15 protein-coding genes are annotated in these 15286 nt (G+C 65.7%); 4 read left to right on the forward strand and 11 right to left on the reverse strand.

Going from position 1 to position 15286, the window contains the following annotated elements; all coding sequences use genetic code 11:
- The 4 genes from K309_RS0130885 to K309_RS0130900 all read left to right on the forward strand — a co-directional run.
- Window positions 1-283: IS4 family transposase (locus K309_RS0130885; protein WP_304413088.1), on the forward strand; the 283-nt coding region annotated here is incomplete at its 5' end.
- Between the two features lie 15 nt (window positions 284-298).
- Window positions 299-709: an NUDIX hydrolase gene (locus tag K309_RS40745; protein ID WP_084402624.1), complete on the forward strand. Its 411-nt coding sequence runs from the start codon at window positions 299-301 to the stop codon at window positions 707-709.
- A gap of 17 nt (window positions 710-726) precedes the next feature.
- The gene (locus K309_RS39620; protein WP_035878642.1) at window positions 727-1854 is read left to right on the forward strand and encodes an adenosylhomocysteinase; all 1128 of its coding nucleotides are present in this window, start codon (window positions 727-729) and stop codon (window positions 1852-1854) included.
- Entirely contained in the window at window positions 1851-2741 is an 891-nt protein-coding gene (locus tag K309_RS0130900) for a hypothetical protein (protein ID WP_051320701.1), read from the forward strand. Before K309_RS39620 ends, K309_RS0130900 begins: the two co-directional genes overlap by 4 nt.
- 162 nt (window positions 2742-2903) lie before the next feature.
- Here the strand turns inward: K309_RS0130900 and K309_RS0130905 are convergent, their stop codons facing one another.
- From K309_RS0130905 to K309_RS0130950, 11 genes are all read right to left on the reverse strand, one after another.
- Complete coding sequence (locus K309_RS0130905) at window positions 2904-4007, reverse strand: 3-ketosteroid-9-alpha-monooxygenase, oxygenase component (RefSeq protein ID WP_051320702.1); 1104 nt, start codon at window positions 4005-4007, stop codon at window positions 2904-2906.
- 71 nt (window positions 4008-4078) lie between these two features.
- The gene (locus K309_RS0130910) at window positions 4079-5320 is read right to left on the reverse strand and encodes an NADH:flavin oxidoreductase (RefSeq protein ID WP_029049928.1); all 1242 of its coding nucleotides are present in this window, start codon (window positions 5318-5320) and stop codon (window positions 4079-4081) included.
- A gap of 28 nt (window positions 5321-5348) precedes the next feature.
- The gene (locus K309_RS0130915; protein ID WP_029049929.1) at window positions 5349-7781 is read right to left on the reverse strand and encodes an efflux RND transporter permease subunit; all 2433 of its coding nucleotides are present in this window, start codon (window positions 7779-7781) and stop codon (window positions 5349-5351) included.
- A gap of 52 nt (window positions 7782-7833) precedes the next feature.
- On the reverse strand, window positions 7834-8796 hold the full coding sequence (locus K309_RS0130920) for a WD40/YVTN/BNR-like repeat-containing protein (RefSeq protein WP_029049930.1): 963 nt from the start codon (window positions 8794-8796) through the stop codon (window positions 7834-7836).
- A gap of 136 nt (window positions 8797-8932) precedes the next feature.
- Window positions 8933-10135: a thiolase family protein gene (locus K309_RS0130925; RefSeq protein WP_029049931.1), complete on the reverse strand. Its 1203-nt coding sequence runs from the start codon at window positions 10133-10135 to the stop codon at window positions 8933-8935.
- Window positions 10136-10151: 16 nt separating this feature from the next.
- On the reverse strand, window positions 10152-10607 hold the full coding sequence (locus K309_RS0130930) for a MaoC family dehydratase (RefSeq protein ID WP_029049932.1): 456 nt from the start codon (window positions 10605-10607) through the stop codon (window positions 10152-10154).
- Window positions 10608-10795: 188 nt separating this feature from the next.
- Window positions 10796-11617 carry an SDR family oxidoreductase gene (locus K309_RS0130935; protein WP_029049933.1) on the reverse strand — a complete coding sequence of 274 codons (822 nt, stop codon included), beginning with the start codon at window positions 11615-11617 and terminating at the stop codon, window positions 10796-10798.
- Window positions 11614-12843, reverse strand: coding sequence for an acyl-CoA dehydrogenase family protein (locus K309_RS0130940; protein ID WP_029049934.1), 1230 nt, complete (start codon window positions 12841-12843; stop codon window positions 11614-11616). Before K309_RS0130940 ends, K309_RS0130935 begins: the two co-directional genes overlap by 4 nt.
- A complete protein-coding gene (locus K309_RS43345) occupies window positions 12840-13478 on the reverse strand; it encodes an acyl-CoA dehydrogenase family protein (RefSeq protein ID WP_232232559.1) in 639 nt (212 codons plus the stop codon). The genes K309_RS0130940 and K309_RS43345 overlap by 4 nt, the downstream gene beginning before the upstream one ends.
- Entirely contained in the window at window positions 13475-14026 is a 552-nt protein-coding gene (locus tag K309_RS43350; protein ID WP_232232560.1) for an acyl-CoA dehydrogenase family protein, read from the reverse strand. The genes K309_RS43345 and K309_RS43350 overlap by 4 nt, the downstream gene beginning before the upstream one ends.
- A gap of 11 nt (window positions 14027-14037) precedes the next feature.
- Window positions 14038-14913 (reverse strand): SDR family oxidoreductase, encoded by an 876-nt coding sequence (locus tag K309_RS0130950; RefSeq protein ID WP_029049935.1) that lies wholly within the window; start codon window positions 14911-14913, stop codon window positions 14038-14040.
- Window positions 14914-15286: the final 373 nt, after the last annotated feature.

The raw sequence follows: 15286 nt of genomic DNA on the forward strand, positions 1-15286 counted from the left end.
CATCGCGCGGCTAATGCGACTGGGGCGAACCTGCCCCGAGCTCGACGCGCAATTGCTGTTTGAGCCGGATGAATGGCAAGCGGCGTACATTCTCAACAGGAAGGAGCCGCCTGCGATGCCGCCAAGCCTCAATGAAGTGGTTCGTCTAGTCGCTAGACTCGGCGGCTTCCTGGCGCGCAAGGGCGATGGCGAACCAGGGGTCAAGACAATCTGGCAAGGCCTGCAGCGCGTAATGGACTTCGCCGCCGGTATCAAGTACGCCCGGGAAATTGGTCACGAGTGACTTGTGTGTAATGCAATGCATGTAACGGCCAGCGGAATAGTTATTGAATCCAATAGGATTCTGATGATCCATCATCCGTTCTTGCAAATATGGATCCCACCCGGCGGACATATTGAAACCGGCGAGTCAGCTCTGCAAGCAGCCAAGCGAGAGGTTTTCGAAGAGACCGGTCTGCAAACCACCGAGCATCACTGGCACGAGAAAAATATCATCCCCTTCGATATTGATATTCATACAATACCGGAGAACCGCGAAAAACAAGAGCCTGAACACTTTCACTATGATTTCCGCTTTCTTTTGAAACGGAAATTCGGTGAAAATATCTTAAAAGGCGAACATCAATGCCAATGGCTTGATCTTAACGACGCGAGCAAAAACCTGGCGAACCTATCTCTAAATAAAATCAAAGCCAACAACATATTTTAATCGCAAGCGAGCTCGACATGAACCGTCCACTCAGCTTTTTTAAAAAAATAGTTCTCAACAAAGAAACATGCACACCTGACAGACTGATCGTCGTGACGCATCTAGCTCCCGGAAATGAGGATTTTTTACTTGAACTGAATGAAAGAATACCAATCGCAGCAGTCATCCCAAAACCAAACTCCATCGACACGCACACCAGAGACATCGTCAGCAGTCGCATTCAAATACTTAACTGGAATCGAGCAACCATCAAATCACAACCAAATCAATTTACCGAGGAAATCGAAAGCCTTGTCGAAGACGCGTCCTTTGCCATTATTGACACGGGAGGATATTTTTCTCACGTACTCCGACAAATGTGCAATAGATTCGAAGCACAGTTCCTGGGAGTCGTTGAAGATACCGAAAACGGTCATCAAAAATATACAGCCTTGCTTACTGAGGATAATTCCAACTTCCCCTGCCCGATTATTTCTGTCGCACGAAGCAGCCTGAAGGATCCCGAAGATTTTCTGGTTGGCCAGGCTATTATTTTTTCCTCCGAGGCACTACTTCGTGCACGCGGAGAGATTTTAAATTCCAAGAACGCGGTAGTATTTGGCTACGGGAAAATCGGTCGAAGCATTGCCCATCACTTGCGGCAAAAATCCATACAAGTCAGCGTGCTGGATATAAACCCTGGCCGCCAGATCCTTGCGATGGCGCACGGTTTTCATACCGAGACCAAGGCCCACCTACTTACCAATGCCGATATTGTGTATTGCGCCACCGGAAATCATTCGCTAACTCATCTTGACATTCCGATCATCAAGCGAGGGGCATATGTGTTCACAGCGACTTCGGCAGACGACGAAATCGAAGACCACACATCCCTAATGCAGCGCGCATTTCACGACAAAAAATACAATATTTCGCGCATAGACACCAATGGGAGTTATTTTTATATCGCAAATAGCGGAAACTCAGCCAATTTCATGCACGGGGGCATCGTCGGACCTTTCATTAAGCTTATACAAGCGGAACTAATATTTTGCCTGTCTCAATTGAATGGCGCGCCCACCGATAGAATCATTGAACTAAGCGACACCAAGAAGCGCTTTATAGCCGACACCTGGCTGGAACAATTTACGAGCCAGCCCGCATGACCTCAATGACTATCACTCAGGCAACCATATTAATGGCGTTGCTTTCAGCTTTGGCAAGAGCTGGCCTGAATGTCATAGACCGACACCAGATAGGCATCAACAACATCTCAATCCGCACCATCAATTTCTGGAACAACGTCATTCCCGGCATCATTCTGACTGCCGCCTCAATAGCCGTTGCTGGCTCAGAATATTTGGCAGCCCTCTTTGACTGGCGCACCATGCTGTTTGCCGCTTTGGCTCAGGGGGTAGCGTATGCTTTCTCGTACGGTTTTCGGAATCTGACCGTAAACCAAGTTACGGTAGCGGCAAAATTCTCCGACCTGGTGATTCCGCTCGGATTATTCCTGACGACCGGCGATTGGAGCTGGCATTCGTACTGGTTCTCCGTCGCAACCACGCTGGTTTGCATCCCGATCCTGTGGGTGGGAAATGCAGCGAGAACCGGCTCGATATTGGTGGTCGGTATGGTTCTATGCGTGGCACTGGTAGCGCAAGCAAGCCTTTCGCCCCTGCTGACAAGCACCCTGGATGACTACGATTCAGGAAAATTTCTGGCCTTTACTACGGCGGTCATTGTTTGGCGGGCACTCTGGAGTTTGGCACCAGCCTTTCATTTGGCACGAAGTCAAGATTTCTGGCACACCCGTTTGCTAGCTAGTCCCGCATTCGTTCTGAGATGCATCCTGACGATTGCCACGCAAGTATCATTTGTCGCGGTGATGACCAGCCCGGCCTCGGCGGTAGCCTGGCCAATCCTGAACTCGACAGGTCTGCTCGCAATGCTCATATCAGCCAGCGTACTGAAAGACCAACAACCGGCCAATGAAAGAATAATAATAGCCTTGATTTTTGTTCTGTCGGTCTTTCGATTTTCGAGTCAGTAGCCCGGATGTCTGCCCAGGTTCAGCGCTACGCTGTCCCGGGCCAAACCGTCATCATCAGCCTGGCCGCTGGGCCGGCGGCGCCAGCAGCAGGCGCCACCAAAACCCGGGCATTGAAGCAATCGCCAGATGCCAAGCCCAGGCGCACAGCCAGGAAAATTCCCTTCACCCCTCGAACACGTGCCGCAGCGCCGGCGGCTCGATATTGCCCGGGTTCAGCTCGAACACGCGCCGCGCCACGCTGGTGGGGCGCACCTGCCCGACGTCGGCATAAAACTGCTGGTACCAGTCGCGCATCTGGTAGATCGGCCCGTCGCCCTCGCACAGCAGCGGATTGTCGATCCGGATCTTGCTGTCCCAGATCGCCACGTCCTCATAGAAGGCGCCGCGGGCCTGGTCCACATAGGCTTGCGCCATGGCGCGGTTCTGCTCGTCGCTCAGCCCGGGGATCTTCTTCACCAGCACGCCGTAGCGCAGCACGAAGCTGTTCAGGTCGATCGGCACATGGCAGTTGAGCAGCACGGAGTGGATCTCCTGGTCGCCCATGCGGCCGCTCATGTCGGTGATGTGGTACGCCGGACCGAAATACGTGGACAACGCCGTCAGCTGCGCATCGCCCGACAGCCTGGCGCTGCGCCCGATCATCAGCTGCGTGGCCTTGTGGTCCTCGAACAGGTTGGCAAAGTAGTCGACCGGCGCGCCGTGGACGGTGCCGAAATGCGCCATGTCGGAGATGTTGTCGACCAGTTCCCGGCAGTTGGTGCGGATCACCATCTCGTCCATGGCCCATTCCGACCACTCCGGCGAGAAGCACGCCTCGATGCGCGGAATCGCCACCTCCGGCGGCGCCTCGCGGCCCTCGGGGTCGTGCCAGATAAACAGCAGCCGGTTCTGCTCGCAGGTCTGCCACGCGCCGACACGCGCCTTGGGCGGCACGCGCTTGCAGTAGGGGATCGACTTGCAGCCGCCGTCGCCGCCCCACTGCCAGCCGTGGAATGGGCATACCAGGTTGTCGCCCTGCACGGTGCCGGTGCTGAGGTCGGCGCCCATGTGCGGACAGAAGCCATCGATCACGCGGATGGCGCCGCTCGAGTCGGCGAACGCCGCCAGGCGCCGGCCGAAGATATCCAGTGTGTGCGGCTTGCCGTCGCGGTAGGCGTCGGCCAGGCCGAGGCAATGCCAGCCGCGCGCGTAGCGGGCCTCAGGCGGGCGTGATTCGATCTTGTAGCCGCTGATGCCGCTGATGCCGCTGATGCCGGTTTGGCTCATGGTGTCTCCTTGAAATCCCGTGGGAACTTCAAGATAAGAGCCTCCGGCCGCTGCCTCATCGTCCCATCGGACTACTGCAGCGCGACCAGGCGCGTCAGCGCCGGATCGTTGCCCGGGCCATGCACGCAGCTGACGCCGGCGGGATCGTAGATCCTGGCCACGCAGCCATTGCAGCTGTCGCAAGCGGAGCGCCGCACCGCGCCGCTGCGCCAGTTGGCGACCAGCGCGGGATCGTGGATCAGGGCGCGTGCCAGCGCGATGCAGTCGAATCCTTCCGCCATCAGCTGCGCGACGTTGTCGAGCGACTTGACGCCGCCGACGTAGGCCAGCGGCATGCGCACCGCCTGCCGCACCACGCGCGACGCCTCGAGGAAATACAGCTCGCGGAAGGCCAGGTCGCGCGGCGTGCTGCGCTCGAGCATGCTGATGCCGAAGCGCGCCAGCGCGGTCGGCGCGGCGGCCTTCATCTGCGCCGTCGGCATCGGGCTGCCGAACAGCACCCATGGGCTTTCCACATTGCGGCCGCCGCTGAGCGTCAGCAGGTCAGCCCCTTCCGCCTCCAGCATGCGCGCGGTCACGGCGGAATCCGCGGGCTGGTTGCCGCCCGGCACGCCGTCGCTGACGCTGAGCTTGCAGCAGACGGCCAGTCCGTCGCCAACCGCATCCTTGACCTGGCGCAGCACCTCGGCCGGGAAGCGGGTGCGGTTCTCCACGCTGCCGCCAAACGCATCGCGCCGCCGGTTGCTCAGCGGCGACAGGAACTGGTTGAGCAGGTAGCCGTGGCCCATGTGGATCTCGACCGCGTCGAAGCCCGCTTCGCGCGCCAGCCTCGCCGCCGCGGCAAACTGGCCGGCGACGCGCGCCATGTCCGCCTCGCGCATCGCGCGCTGGAAATACACGCCGTGCATCATGCCGAAGGCATTGATGCCGGACGACGCGCTGCCCGACGCACGGCTGCCGCCGTGGCGCATGGTTGTAAATGAACCCGCATGCGTGATCTGCAGGCAGGCCGCCGCGCCTTCGCGATGCACGGCGTCGGTCAGCACGCGCAGGTGCGGCACTTGCTCGGGCCGCATGCTGATCTGGTGCGCGAAGGTCAGTCCGTCGTCGGCCACGGCCGCGTAGGCCACCGTGGTCATGCCCACGCCGCCGGCGGCGAGATTACGATGGTGCCGGACCAGCGCCTGCGTCGGCAGGCCGTGCGGCGTCATGCCCTCGTTGGCACCCGCCTTGATGAAGCGGTTGCGCAGCGTGAGCGGGCCGAGGCGCAGCGGCGTGAATGCTGGCGCTGCGGATACCTGGCTATCTTGCATGCTGTTTCTCCGATTTCATCCGTGGCGTTCAGGCCGCATCGGATTTGAGGGCATGGGCCGGCGGCGGCAGGTCGCTGCCTGCCGCAACGCCTGCCGCCACGCGGGCGCGCTCCTCTTCCTCGACACCCAGCCACGCGGCCAGCGCCGGCAGCAGCGACACCGCGCCGAACAGGTTCACCAGGAACATGAAGGCCAGCAGGATCCCCATGTAGGCCTGGAACTTGAGCGCGGCAAAGGCCCAGGTGCCAACGCCGATGCACATCGTCAGCGCCGTGAACAGCGCCGCCGAGCCGCGCTGGCGCATCGCCTCGGCGAAGGCCTGCGGCAACGCCTGCCCTTCCTCGCGGATCTGGTGCTGGATGCGCTCGTACAGGTAGATGCCATAGTCCACGCCAACACCAACGCCCAGCGTGATGACCGGCAGCGTCGACACCTTCAGCCCGATGCCGAGGCGTGCCATCAGCGCATTGCACAGCACCGACACCAGCGTCAGCGGCACGATGATGCACAGCACCGCGCGCCACGAGCGGAACGTCAGCAGGCACAGCAGCGTGATCGCGCCGAAGATCGCCAGCAGCATCGCCACCTCGGCCTCTTCCACGGCCTCGTTGGTGGCGGCCATCACGCCGATATTGCCGCCCGCCAGCCGGAACGCGACATTGGGCGTCTTGTCGGCAGCAGTAAAGCTACGGATTTCACGGATGATATGGGCAATGGTCGCGCCCTCGTGGTTGGCGGTGTAGATCAGGACCTGGATTGCCTGGCAATTGGACGTGTTCATGCCGTTGTCGGGGTCGTAGGCCTTGGCGCCCTGGCCCAGGCCTTCGCTGCTGCGCGGCAGCGCCTCCCAGCGCGGGTTGCCCTCGTTGTAGGCGCCGATCACCACCTTGGCCAGCGACGACACGCTCACCACCGACTGCACGCCCGACACGCCGCGCATATGCATCTCGAAGCGCTCCACCGCGCTCATTACCGGGTAGTGCAGGCAGCCGTCGTCGAAGCCGGTCGGCTCCACCACCACGGTCAACGCATCCGAGCCGATGTTGTACTGGCTCACGATGCTGGCGCTGTCGCGGTTGTAGCGCGAATCCGCGCGCAGTTCCGGCGCGCCGCTGCCGACATCGCCGATCTTCAGGCCGCGCGACTCGATTGCGCCCGCCGCCAGCAGGGCGAGCGCGGCGACGAAGACGCCGAGCGCCGGCGCCGGACGCGCCAGCGCGCCGAACTTGTGCCACAGCCCCCCGCCACCCTGCGCGCGCCGCGCCTGCGACCGTGCCAGCGCCGACGGCTCCAGCCGCGTGTACGACAGCAGGATCGGCAGGAACACCTTGTTGGTCACGATCATCAGCAGCACGCCCAGGCAGGCGGTGATGCCAAGCTCGCGCACGATATCGATCTCGATGCGCATGATGACCATGAAGCCGAGCGCATTGGTCAGCAGCGCCACCGTGCCGGGGATGAACAGCTTGCGGAAGGCCGCGCTGGCGCTGTCGAGCGGGCTGTGCCCCTGCACCACCTCCTGCTTCCAGGCATTGGTCATCTGCACCGCGTGCGAGACCCCGATCGAGAAGATCAGGAACGGCACCAGGATCGACATCGGGTCGATGCCATAGCCCAGCAGCGGCAGCAGCCCCAGCAGCCAGCCCACCGGCAGCAGCGCCACCACCAGCGCCAGCACGGTGATGCGCAGCGAGCGCGTGTACAGCCACAGCAGCAGCGCCGTGACGGCAAACGCCAGCGCGAAGAAGCCCATCACGCCAGCGATGCCCTCCTCGACGTCGCCCACCAGCTTGGCAAAGCCGACGATATTGACTTCGACGTCCTGGCCGCTGAATTGCGCGCGGATCTTCTCCAGCTGGCGCGCGACGGAGCCGTAGTCGATGGTCTTGCCGGTGGCCGGATCGGTCTCGCGCAACTCCGCGCGGATCAGCGCCGACTTGAGGTCGTTGCTGACCAGCCGCCCGATCTGCCCGGAGCTCGCCACGTTGCGCCGCACCTTGTCGAGTTCCGCCGGCGTGCCGGAGAACCGCCCCGGCACCACTACGTCGCCGCGGAAGCCTGCCTCGGTCACCTCGGTGTAGCGCACGTTGGGCGTAAACAGCGAGAACACGCGCGAGCGGTCCACGCCGGGGATGAAGAACACTTCATCGGTGGCGTGGCGCAGCTTGTCCATGAAGGCGGCGTTGTAGATGTCGCCGTCGCCCTTCCAGCGCAGGCTAACCAGCACCGTATTGGCACCGGAGAAGGTACTCGCGTACTTGGTGAACACCTGCATGTAAGGGTGCTGCAGCGGGATCATCTTGTTGAAGCCGGGATCGAGCCGCAGACGCGTGGCCGAGAAGCCCAGCGCCACGGTCACGGCCAGGCACAGCAACAACAGCAGGCGGCGCCGGTGCATCAGCACGCCGGCGCAGGCATCGACGAAGCGGCCCAGGCGGCCGGAGGATTGGGGGCGGGTCATGATCGTTCTCGCGTTCGGTCAGGCGGGGGTTCAGCCAGGGTTCAGCCGAGGTTCAGCGATTTGCGGCGAGCGTCGCGCCGGCAAGGCCGCCGCTGCCGCCCAGCGCCAGCGTGTCCTTGCCGGCTGGCACCAGCGCGGCCAGCGTCTGCGGGCTGCCGGCGGGCAACGGCGCGAAGTGGCGCCCGCCATCGGCGGAGATCACCAGCGTGCCGCCCTGCCCGGCCAGCACGATTCGGCCATCGGGCAACTCGGCGCCGCCGAAGAACGAGGTCCGCAGGCCGGTCTCCGCGGCCTGCCAGGTGGTGCCGAAGTCGTCGCTGCGCACGACATTGCCGCGCATGCCGAAGGCCAGCCAGGCGCCGTCGCGCAGCGGCAGCACGCCGTACAGCGAGCCCTCGTACGGAGTCTTGACCGGCTCCCAGCGGTCGCCGCCGTCGGCCGAGCGCAGCACCAGCCCCGCTTCGCCGGCCAGCATCAGGCGTCCCTGCCCGTCGCCGGCGATGGCGTTGAGATGGCGGTCCTGCATGGCCTTGTCGGCAGCCTCTTGCCAATGCCTGCCCTGGTCGCGGGAGACCAGGAAACGGCCGAAGCTGCCCACGGCGAACCACGGCCCGTTGCGCTGCGCCAGGGCACCCAGCAAGGGGTCGGACGATTGCGCGTCGAAGGCAACCTGCTGCCAGTGTGTGCCGCCATCCTCCGTGCGCAGGATCAGGCCGCTGTGGCCCACCGCGATGCCATGGCGGCTGTCGGCGAAGGCCACCTGCGTCAGCGTGGCGCCCTGGGGCTTGTCCACGGCGGCCACGCGCCAGTCGCGTCCCTGGTCATCGCTGAACAGGATCCTGCCGCGCTCGCCCACGGCCACCAGGCGTTCGCCGGCGCGGGCGATGCCGTTGATCTGCAGGCCGTCCGGGCGCAGTGCGGTGGCCGGGAACGGCGGCAGCGGGCGCGGTGCAAAGGCCCAGACCGCGGTGGCCAGCACCGCCAGCGACATGGCGAGGCCGATCAGTCGTTTCATGATGTCTCCTCCGTGTGGAGTGGTGGCAGGCGGCCTCGTGGCGGGCTCTACTTGCCGGGATTGCTCTCGGTAGCGAAGTGTTTTCTCCCCGCCCCCACTGGCGTGGGAGAGGGGAGAAAGCTAGCGGCAATGCTTCCTACGGCAGGACGTCAAACAGCGCCGCCGCCCCCATGCCGCCACCAATGCACATCGTCACCACCGCCTGCTGCACGCCACGGCGCCGGCCTTCGATCAACGCGTGCGCAGTCATGCGCGCGCCCGACATGCCGAAAGGATGCCCGACCGAGATCGCGCCACCATTCACGTTCAGCCGTGCATCGGGGATACCCAGCTTCTGCTGGCAGTACAGCACCTGCGAGGCGAATGCCTCGTTCAGCTCCCACAGGCCAACGTCCGCCACCGTCATGCCGTAGCGCGCCAGCAGCTTCGGCACCGCGAACACCGGGCCGATGCCCATCTCGTCCGGCGCACAGCCGGCGACCGCCATGCCGCGATAGCGCCCCAGCAGGCGCAAGCCACGGCGGCGCGCCTCATCCGCGCTCATCAGCAGCACTGCGGCGGCGCCGTCCGACAGTTGCGAGGCATTGCCGGCGGTGATGTGCTCGCCCTCGGCCACCGCCTGCCCGCCGCTCCAGACGGGCTTGAGGGCCGCCAGGCTTGCGGCCGTGGTATCGCGCCGGTTGCACTCGTCCTGTGCCAGCGTCACGGTCTCGTGACCGGTCAGTGCGCCGGCCTTGTCGAACAGCGCTCGGCGCGTTTCCAGCGGCACGATCTCGTCGTCGAAGGCGCCGCGCCGCTGCGCCTCGGCGGTGCGCTGCTGGCTGCGCCAGGCATAGGCATCCTGCTCGGCGCGGCTGATGCCGTAGCGGCGCGCCACCACCTCGGCAGTCTCGATCATCGCCATGTACGCCGCCGGCTGCCGCGCCAGCACCGCTTCGGACTGGGCGCGGAAGCCGTTCTTGTGCTTGTTTTGCGTCAGCGAGATCGATTCAACGCCGCCGGCGACGATGATGTCGGCCTCGCCGCACTGGATCGCGCGGGCACCGGCTGCGATCGTCATCAGGCCCGAGCCGCACATGCGGTCCATGGTCATGCCAGGCACGCTGTCCGGCAGGCCGGCCGCCACCGCGCACAGGCGGCCCAGGTTGTAGCCCTGGGTGCCCTGCTGCGCGGCCGCGCCGATCAGCACGTCGTCCACTTCGGCCGGGTCCACCCCCGCGCGCTCGACCACCGCGCGCACCACGTGGCCGCCCAGCACCGGGGCTTCGGTATCGTTGAAGGCACCGCAGGCCTTGCCGATTGGGGTGCGCGCGACGGCGACAATGACTGCTTCATTCATGCTCGGTTCCCTGTTTTCAGAAGTAGTAGCGGCTGATCGTCTCGGCCACGCAGGCGGGCTTGCCCTCGCCCTCGATCTCCACCGTCATGCGCACCACCGACTGCACGCCGCCTGGCAGCGTTTCGGTCCGCACCAGTTCGCCCACGCCGCGCACGCGCGCACCGACGCGCACCGGCGCCGGGAAGCGGACTTTGTCGCAGCCGTAGTTGACGCCCCACTTCATGCCTTCGACGGAAACCAGCTCGGGCAGGAACTGGTTGACCAGCGCGAGGGTCAGGTAGCCGTGGGCGATGCAGGCGCCGTAGGGGCCCTGGGCGGCGCGTTCGGGATCGACGTGGAGCCACTGGTGGTCGCCGGTGGCATTGGCGAACTGGTTGACCTGGTCCTGGGTGATGCGGGTCCAGGGACTTTCACCGAGGGACTGGCCGACGGCGGCGTGGATGTCTTCGGCGGAGCGAAAGATTCTTGGCATGTGTGTTTCCAGCTTTGTTTCGAATACCAACGTGCTTCCTGGTCAGAACAGGTTCCAGGTTCTCGTGGCGAACGCACATCACCGCGACGCACGCAGCCAGCGCCCTGCGTGAAAGCTCCCCTCTCCCACAACGTGGGAGAGGGGAGCAAACCCTTAGCGGACGAACCGCGACCAGCCGAAAGAGACGCTCACGCCCGCTGGCTGCTCACCGGCAACACCTCCCCCGTCATATACGAGGCATAGTCGCTCGCCAAAAACACCATCACGTTGGCCACTTCCCACACCTCCGCCGCACGCCCGAACGCCTCGCGCTCGCTGAGCTGGCGCAGCAGATCCGCCGGTGCCGACTTCTTCAGGAAGTCGTGCAGCGCGATGCTGGGCGCCACCGCATTGATGCGCACGCCAAACTCCGCGGCCTCCATCGCGCTGCAGCGCGTCAGCGCCATCACCCCGGCCTTGGCCGCGGCGTAGTGCGACTGCTCCTTCTGCGCCCGCCAGCCGAGCACCGACGCGTTGTTGACGATGGCGCCGCGCCGGCGCGCCTGCATGTGCGGCAGCATCGCGCGCGTCATGCGGAAGGTGCCGGTGAGGGAAATATCGATCACGCGCGACCACTCGGCATCGTCCATATCAACTAGGCGGCGCGAGCCGCCCAGGCCGGCGTTGTTGATCAGCACGTCGGTACCGCCGAGTGCTTCTTCGGCGGCGGCCACGAGTGCGCGTACCTGCGCTTCGTCTGACACATCGCACAGCTGGCCGTGGATGGCCTGCAGCCCGGTTTCCGCGCGCAGGCGTTCGACGGCTTCTTCCAGGCGCTTCGGATGGATGTCGGAAATCATCAGCGCGCGGCAGCCCTCCTCCGCGCAGCGGCGCGCGGCGGCGAAGCCGATGCCGGCGCCCGCCGCGGCGGTGATCAGGACGCTCTTGCCCGCGAGCAGCTGGTGGCCGGGCACATAGGCCGGGACAGCGGGAGTTGCGGGAAATTCGGGCGCTTCGGTATTCAGGGTCATGACTGTCCTCGGGCTTCGCGCGGCATGCCCAGCCCGCGTTCGGCGATGATGTTGAGCTGGATTTCGTTGGTGCCGGCGTAGATGGTGTCGGCGCGCGAGAACAGCGCCATCTGCTGCAGCCGGGTGCGGCGCACATCGCCCCCCTCGCCCCCCTCGCCGGCATCGAGCACATTGGCCAGCGGGCCCAGCACGTCCAGCGCCAGCTGGCCCAGGTCACGGTGCCAGTTGGACCAGTAGTACTTGTAGATCAGCGCCTCGCGCTGCAGCGCGAGATCGGCATCCCGGCCATCCTGTCCCGCCTGCGCCGCACCGGCCAGCATGCGCAGCGCATTGGCGCGCATCACGCGCAGCCCGGCCCACGCGCGCGCGATGCGCTGGCGCACCAGCGCGTCGCGGCTGCTGCCGTTGTCGCGCGCGGCCTGCGCCACCCATTCCAGCTCATGCGTGAACTGCATCTGCTGGCCGAGCGTGGAGATGCCGCGCTCGAACCCGAGCAGCGCCATGGCGATGCGCCAGCCGTCGCCGGGCTCGCCCAGCACGTCGGCGGCCGCGGCGCGCGCGCCGTCGAAGAAGACCTCGTTGAACTCCGCGCCGCCGCCCATCTGGCGGATCGGGCGGATCTCGATGCCGGGCTGGTCCAGCGGCAGCATCAGGAAGATCAGGCCCTTGCTGCCGCGCGAGCCGGGCTCGCAGCGCGCCAGCACAAAGATCCAGTCGGAATCGTGCGCGAGCGAGGTCCACACCTTCTGGCCGCTGACCAGCCAGTCGCCGCTGGCGGCGTCGCGTACCGCGCGCGTGCGCACATTGGCCAGGTCCGAGCCCGCGCCGGGCTCCGAATAGCCCTGACACCAGAACGTGGTGCCGTTGCGGATGCCGGGCAGCAGGCGCGCCTTCTGGTCTTCGGTGCCGAACGCGATCAGGGTCGGGCCGATCAGGCCTTCGCCGATATGGCCCATGCGGCCCGGGCCGCCGGCGCGCGCGTATTCCTCGTGGAAGATCACCTGCTGCATCACGGGCAGCTCGCGGCCGCCATGCGCACGCGGCCAGCCCAGCCCGGTCCAGCCGCCCTCGGCCAGGCGCCGTTCCCACGCCTTGCGCAGCTCGGGAAAGGCTTCTTCGTCGCCGGGGCCGCCACGGTGCTTCAGGCAGGCAAACTCGCCGGCCAGGTTCTCGGCCAGCCACTGCGCCACCTCGGCGCGGAATGCCGACTCTTCATTCGCTTTCATGCTGTCCTCCATGCCTGCGGGCCGTTGGCGGCGATGTAGGCAAGCGCGGCGCCGGCCCCGCCCAGCCACTGGCTGGCGGCCTGCGCGCGCTTGAAATAGAGCTGCGGGTCGTATTCCCAGGTAAAGCCGACCCCGCCATGCAGCTGGATCGCCTCCTGCGCGCTGAAGCGCAGCGCGTCATCGGCCGCGACGGACGCGGCGGCGATTTCAAGGCGCGCATCGGACATGGCGGCCGCCTCCCAGGCCTGCGCCGCGCCATACACCGCCGAGCGCGCGGCCTCGACCAGCACCATCATCTGCGCGCAGCGGTGCTTGACCGCCTGGAACGAAGCGATGGCGCGGCCGAACTGGATGCGTTCCGACGCATAGGCAACGGTCAGGTCCAGGCATTGCTGGGCCGCGCCGAGCTGCTCGGCAGCCAGCATCAGCTTGCCGTGCCACCAGGCACGGGCCATGCCCTGCGCCGCGTTGTCCCCGCGTGCCAGGCAGGCACTTGCCGGAACGACCAGGCCGTCCAGCCGCAACGAAGCCAGTGGCCGCGTGCGGTCGAGCGTGTCCAGCGGCGCCAGCACAAACCGCGCATCCTGCGCCGGCGCTGCGGGCTCCAGCAGGAACAGCGCGGGCGAGCCGCTCACATCACCCGCGAGCCGCGCCGGCACCAGCAACCAGTCGGCGCCAGCAACCAGTCGGCGCCAGCGGCATCGGCCACCTGTGCGGCGCTGCCGCGCAGCACGAAGCCGTCCGCGCTTGCCTGCGCAGTGATCGCGACGCCGTCGTAGTGCCAGCCGCCATCGTCCGGCAGCACCACCGCGGCGCGACGCTCGCCAGCGGCCACACGTTCCAGCCACTGCGCACCATGGCCGGCGCAGCCCTGCAGCCACGGCGCCGCCACGCAGGCCGTCGACCAGAACGGCACGCAGGCCAGGCGCTGGCCCAGTTGCTCCTGCAGCAGCGCCAGCCCCGGTGCGCCCAGGCCTGCGCCGCCCACCGCTTCGGGCAGCGCGATGCCGCACCACCCAAGCTCGCCCGCGATCGCTTGCCACAGCGCGTCGTCGTGCGCCGGACCCGCCTGGGTCGCGCGCCGCACCGCCGCCGAGTCGCTGTGCGCGGCGAGGTAGTCGCGCGCGCTGTCGCGGACCATCAGGTGTTCGACGCCGAATCCGGCTGAATTGGTAAAGTCCATGGCCGTGCCGCTCAGCTGCCGTAGACCGGCTGGGGCGGCTGCGACTGCGCCAGCAGTCCGGCCACTGCGGCGCCCAGTTCGGCCGGCTGCCAGCGCCCGCCCTTGTCGGCTTTCGGCCCGGTGCGCCAGCCGTCGGCCACGGACACCATGCCGCCGGCCGCCTCGAACATGCGCCCGTTGACCTGCGCGGAATCCGCGCTGCCCAGCCACACCACCAGCGGCGCGACGTTGGCCGGGTCGTAGTAGTCGAAGCCGCCTTCCGGGGCCTTCATCATGTCGGCAAAGACCTGCTCGGTCATGCCGGTGCGAGCGGCCGGCGCCAGCGCGTTGGCGGTGATGCCGTAGCGGCCCAGTTCGGCGGCCTGCACCAGCGTCAGTGCGGCAATGCCGGCCTTGGCGGCGGCGTAGTTGGACTGCCCGACCGAGCCCTGCAGGCCCGCGCCGGAGCTGGTGTTGATGATGCGCGCGTCGACAGCGCGGCCGGCCTTGGCGGCATCACGCCACCGCCTGGCGAGCAGGTTGGCCAGGCAGAAGTGGCCGCGCAGGTGCACGCGCATGACATCGTCCCAGTCCGCCTCGGTCAGGCTGACGAACATGCGGTCGCGACAGATGCCGGCGTTGTTGACCAGCACATGCACCTCGCCGAAGGCCGCGACCGCGGCATCGACGATGCGCTGCGCGGTGGCAAGCTGCGTGATGTCGTCATCGCTGGCCAGGGCGCTGCCGCCAGCGGCACGGATCTCCGCGCAGACCGCCTCGGCGGCCTCGCGCCGGATGTCGTTGACGACCACGTTGGCGCTCTCGGCGCCGAAGGCCAGCGCATAGGCGCGGCCCAGCCCGCCGCCGGCGCCGGTGATGATGACGGTGCGTGCGTCGCAGATTCCCATGGCGCTCTCCTTAGGGTCTATTCGCACGTGAAACGTGCGCGCGTTGGCCCGAGCCGGGGCCAGATACGCGAAGGGCGTCGCCGCAAAGGGTCATTCCCTTTGCAAGGCGCCCGACAAAGTAGATGGCCCCGGCTCGGGCCAACCCAAAGGGGAAGGGGGATTCGCGGCGCATTGCGTCGTTGCTGGCCGCTTGCTTGGAATCACCAAGCGGCGCGGCCAGCGCCTAGCACTGCGCCGCGACTCCCCCTTGCGCGCGTACGTTTCACGTGCGAATAGACCCTAGATTCCTTGACTGAATTGATTGCGTAGTGATTGAGTCAAGTTTTTCTACGCGGCGATTTTGACCTGATCGCACCATGTGTTGACGGCCTGC

The organism is Cupriavidus phytohabitans (assembly GCF_000426345.1).
In the GTDB taxonomy this organism is placed as follows: Bacteria; Pseudomonadota; Gammaproteobacteria; order Burkholderiales; family Burkholderiaceae; genus Cupriavidus.

What these genes read in the sequence shown, in the direction of transcription:
- K309_RS40745 (WP_084402624.1), top strand. Translation starts at nt 299, where the DNA reads ATGCATGTAACGGCCAGCGGAATAGTTATTGAATCCAATAGGATTCTG.
- K309_RS39620 (WP_035878642.1), top strand. Translation starts at nt 727, where the DNA reads ATGAACCGTCCACTCAGCTTTTTTAAAAAAATAGTTCTCAACAAAGAA.
- K309_RS0130900 (WP_051320701.1), top strand. Translation starts at nt 1,851, where the DNA reads ATGACCTCAATGACTATCACTCAGGCAACCATATTAATGGCGTTGCTT.
- K309_RS0130905 (WP_051320702.1), bottom strand. Translation starts at nt 4,007, where the DNA reads ATGAGCCAAACCGGCATCAGCGGCATCAGCGGCATCAGCGGCTACAAG.
- K309_RS0130910 (WP_029049928.1), bottom strand. Translation starts at nt 5,320, where the DNA reads ATGCAAGATAGCCAGGTATCCGCAGCGCCAGCATTCACGCCGCTGCGC.
- K309_RS0130915 (WP_029049929.1), bottom strand. Translation starts at nt 7,781, where the DNA reads ATGACCCGCCCCCAATCCTCCGGCCGCCTGGGCCGCTTCGTCGATGCC.
- K309_RS0130920 (WP_029049930.1), bottom strand. Translation starts at nt 8,796, where the DNA reads ATGAAACGACTGATCGGCCTCGCCATGTCGCTGGCGGTGCTGGCCACC.
- K309_RS0130925 (WP_029049931.1), bottom strand. Translation starts at nt 10,135, where the DNA reads ATGAATGAAGCAGTCATTGTCGCCGTCGCGCGCACCCCAATCGGCAAG.
- K309_RS0130930 (WP_029049932.1), bottom strand. Translation starts at nt 10,607, where the DNA reads ATGCCAAGAATCTTTCGCTCCGCCGAAGACATCCACGCCGCCGTCGGC.
- K309_RS0130935 (WP_029049933.1), bottom strand. Translation starts at nt 11,617, where the DNA reads ATGACCCTGAATACCGAAGCGCCCGAATTTCCCGCAACTCCCGCTGTC.
- K309_RS0130940 (WP_029049934.1), bottom strand. Translation starts at nt 12,843, where the DNA reads ATGAAAGCGAATGAAGAGTCGGCATTCCGCGCCGAGGTGGCGCAGTGG.
- K309_RS43350 (WP_232232560.1), bottom strand. Translation starts at nt 14,026, where the DNA reads ATGGACTTTACCAATTCAGCCGGATTCGGCGTCGAACACCTGATGGTC.
- K309_RS0130950 (WP_029049935.1), bottom strand. Translation starts at nt 14,913, where the DNA reads ATGGGAATCTGCGACGCACGCACCGTCATCATCACCGGCGCCGGCGGC.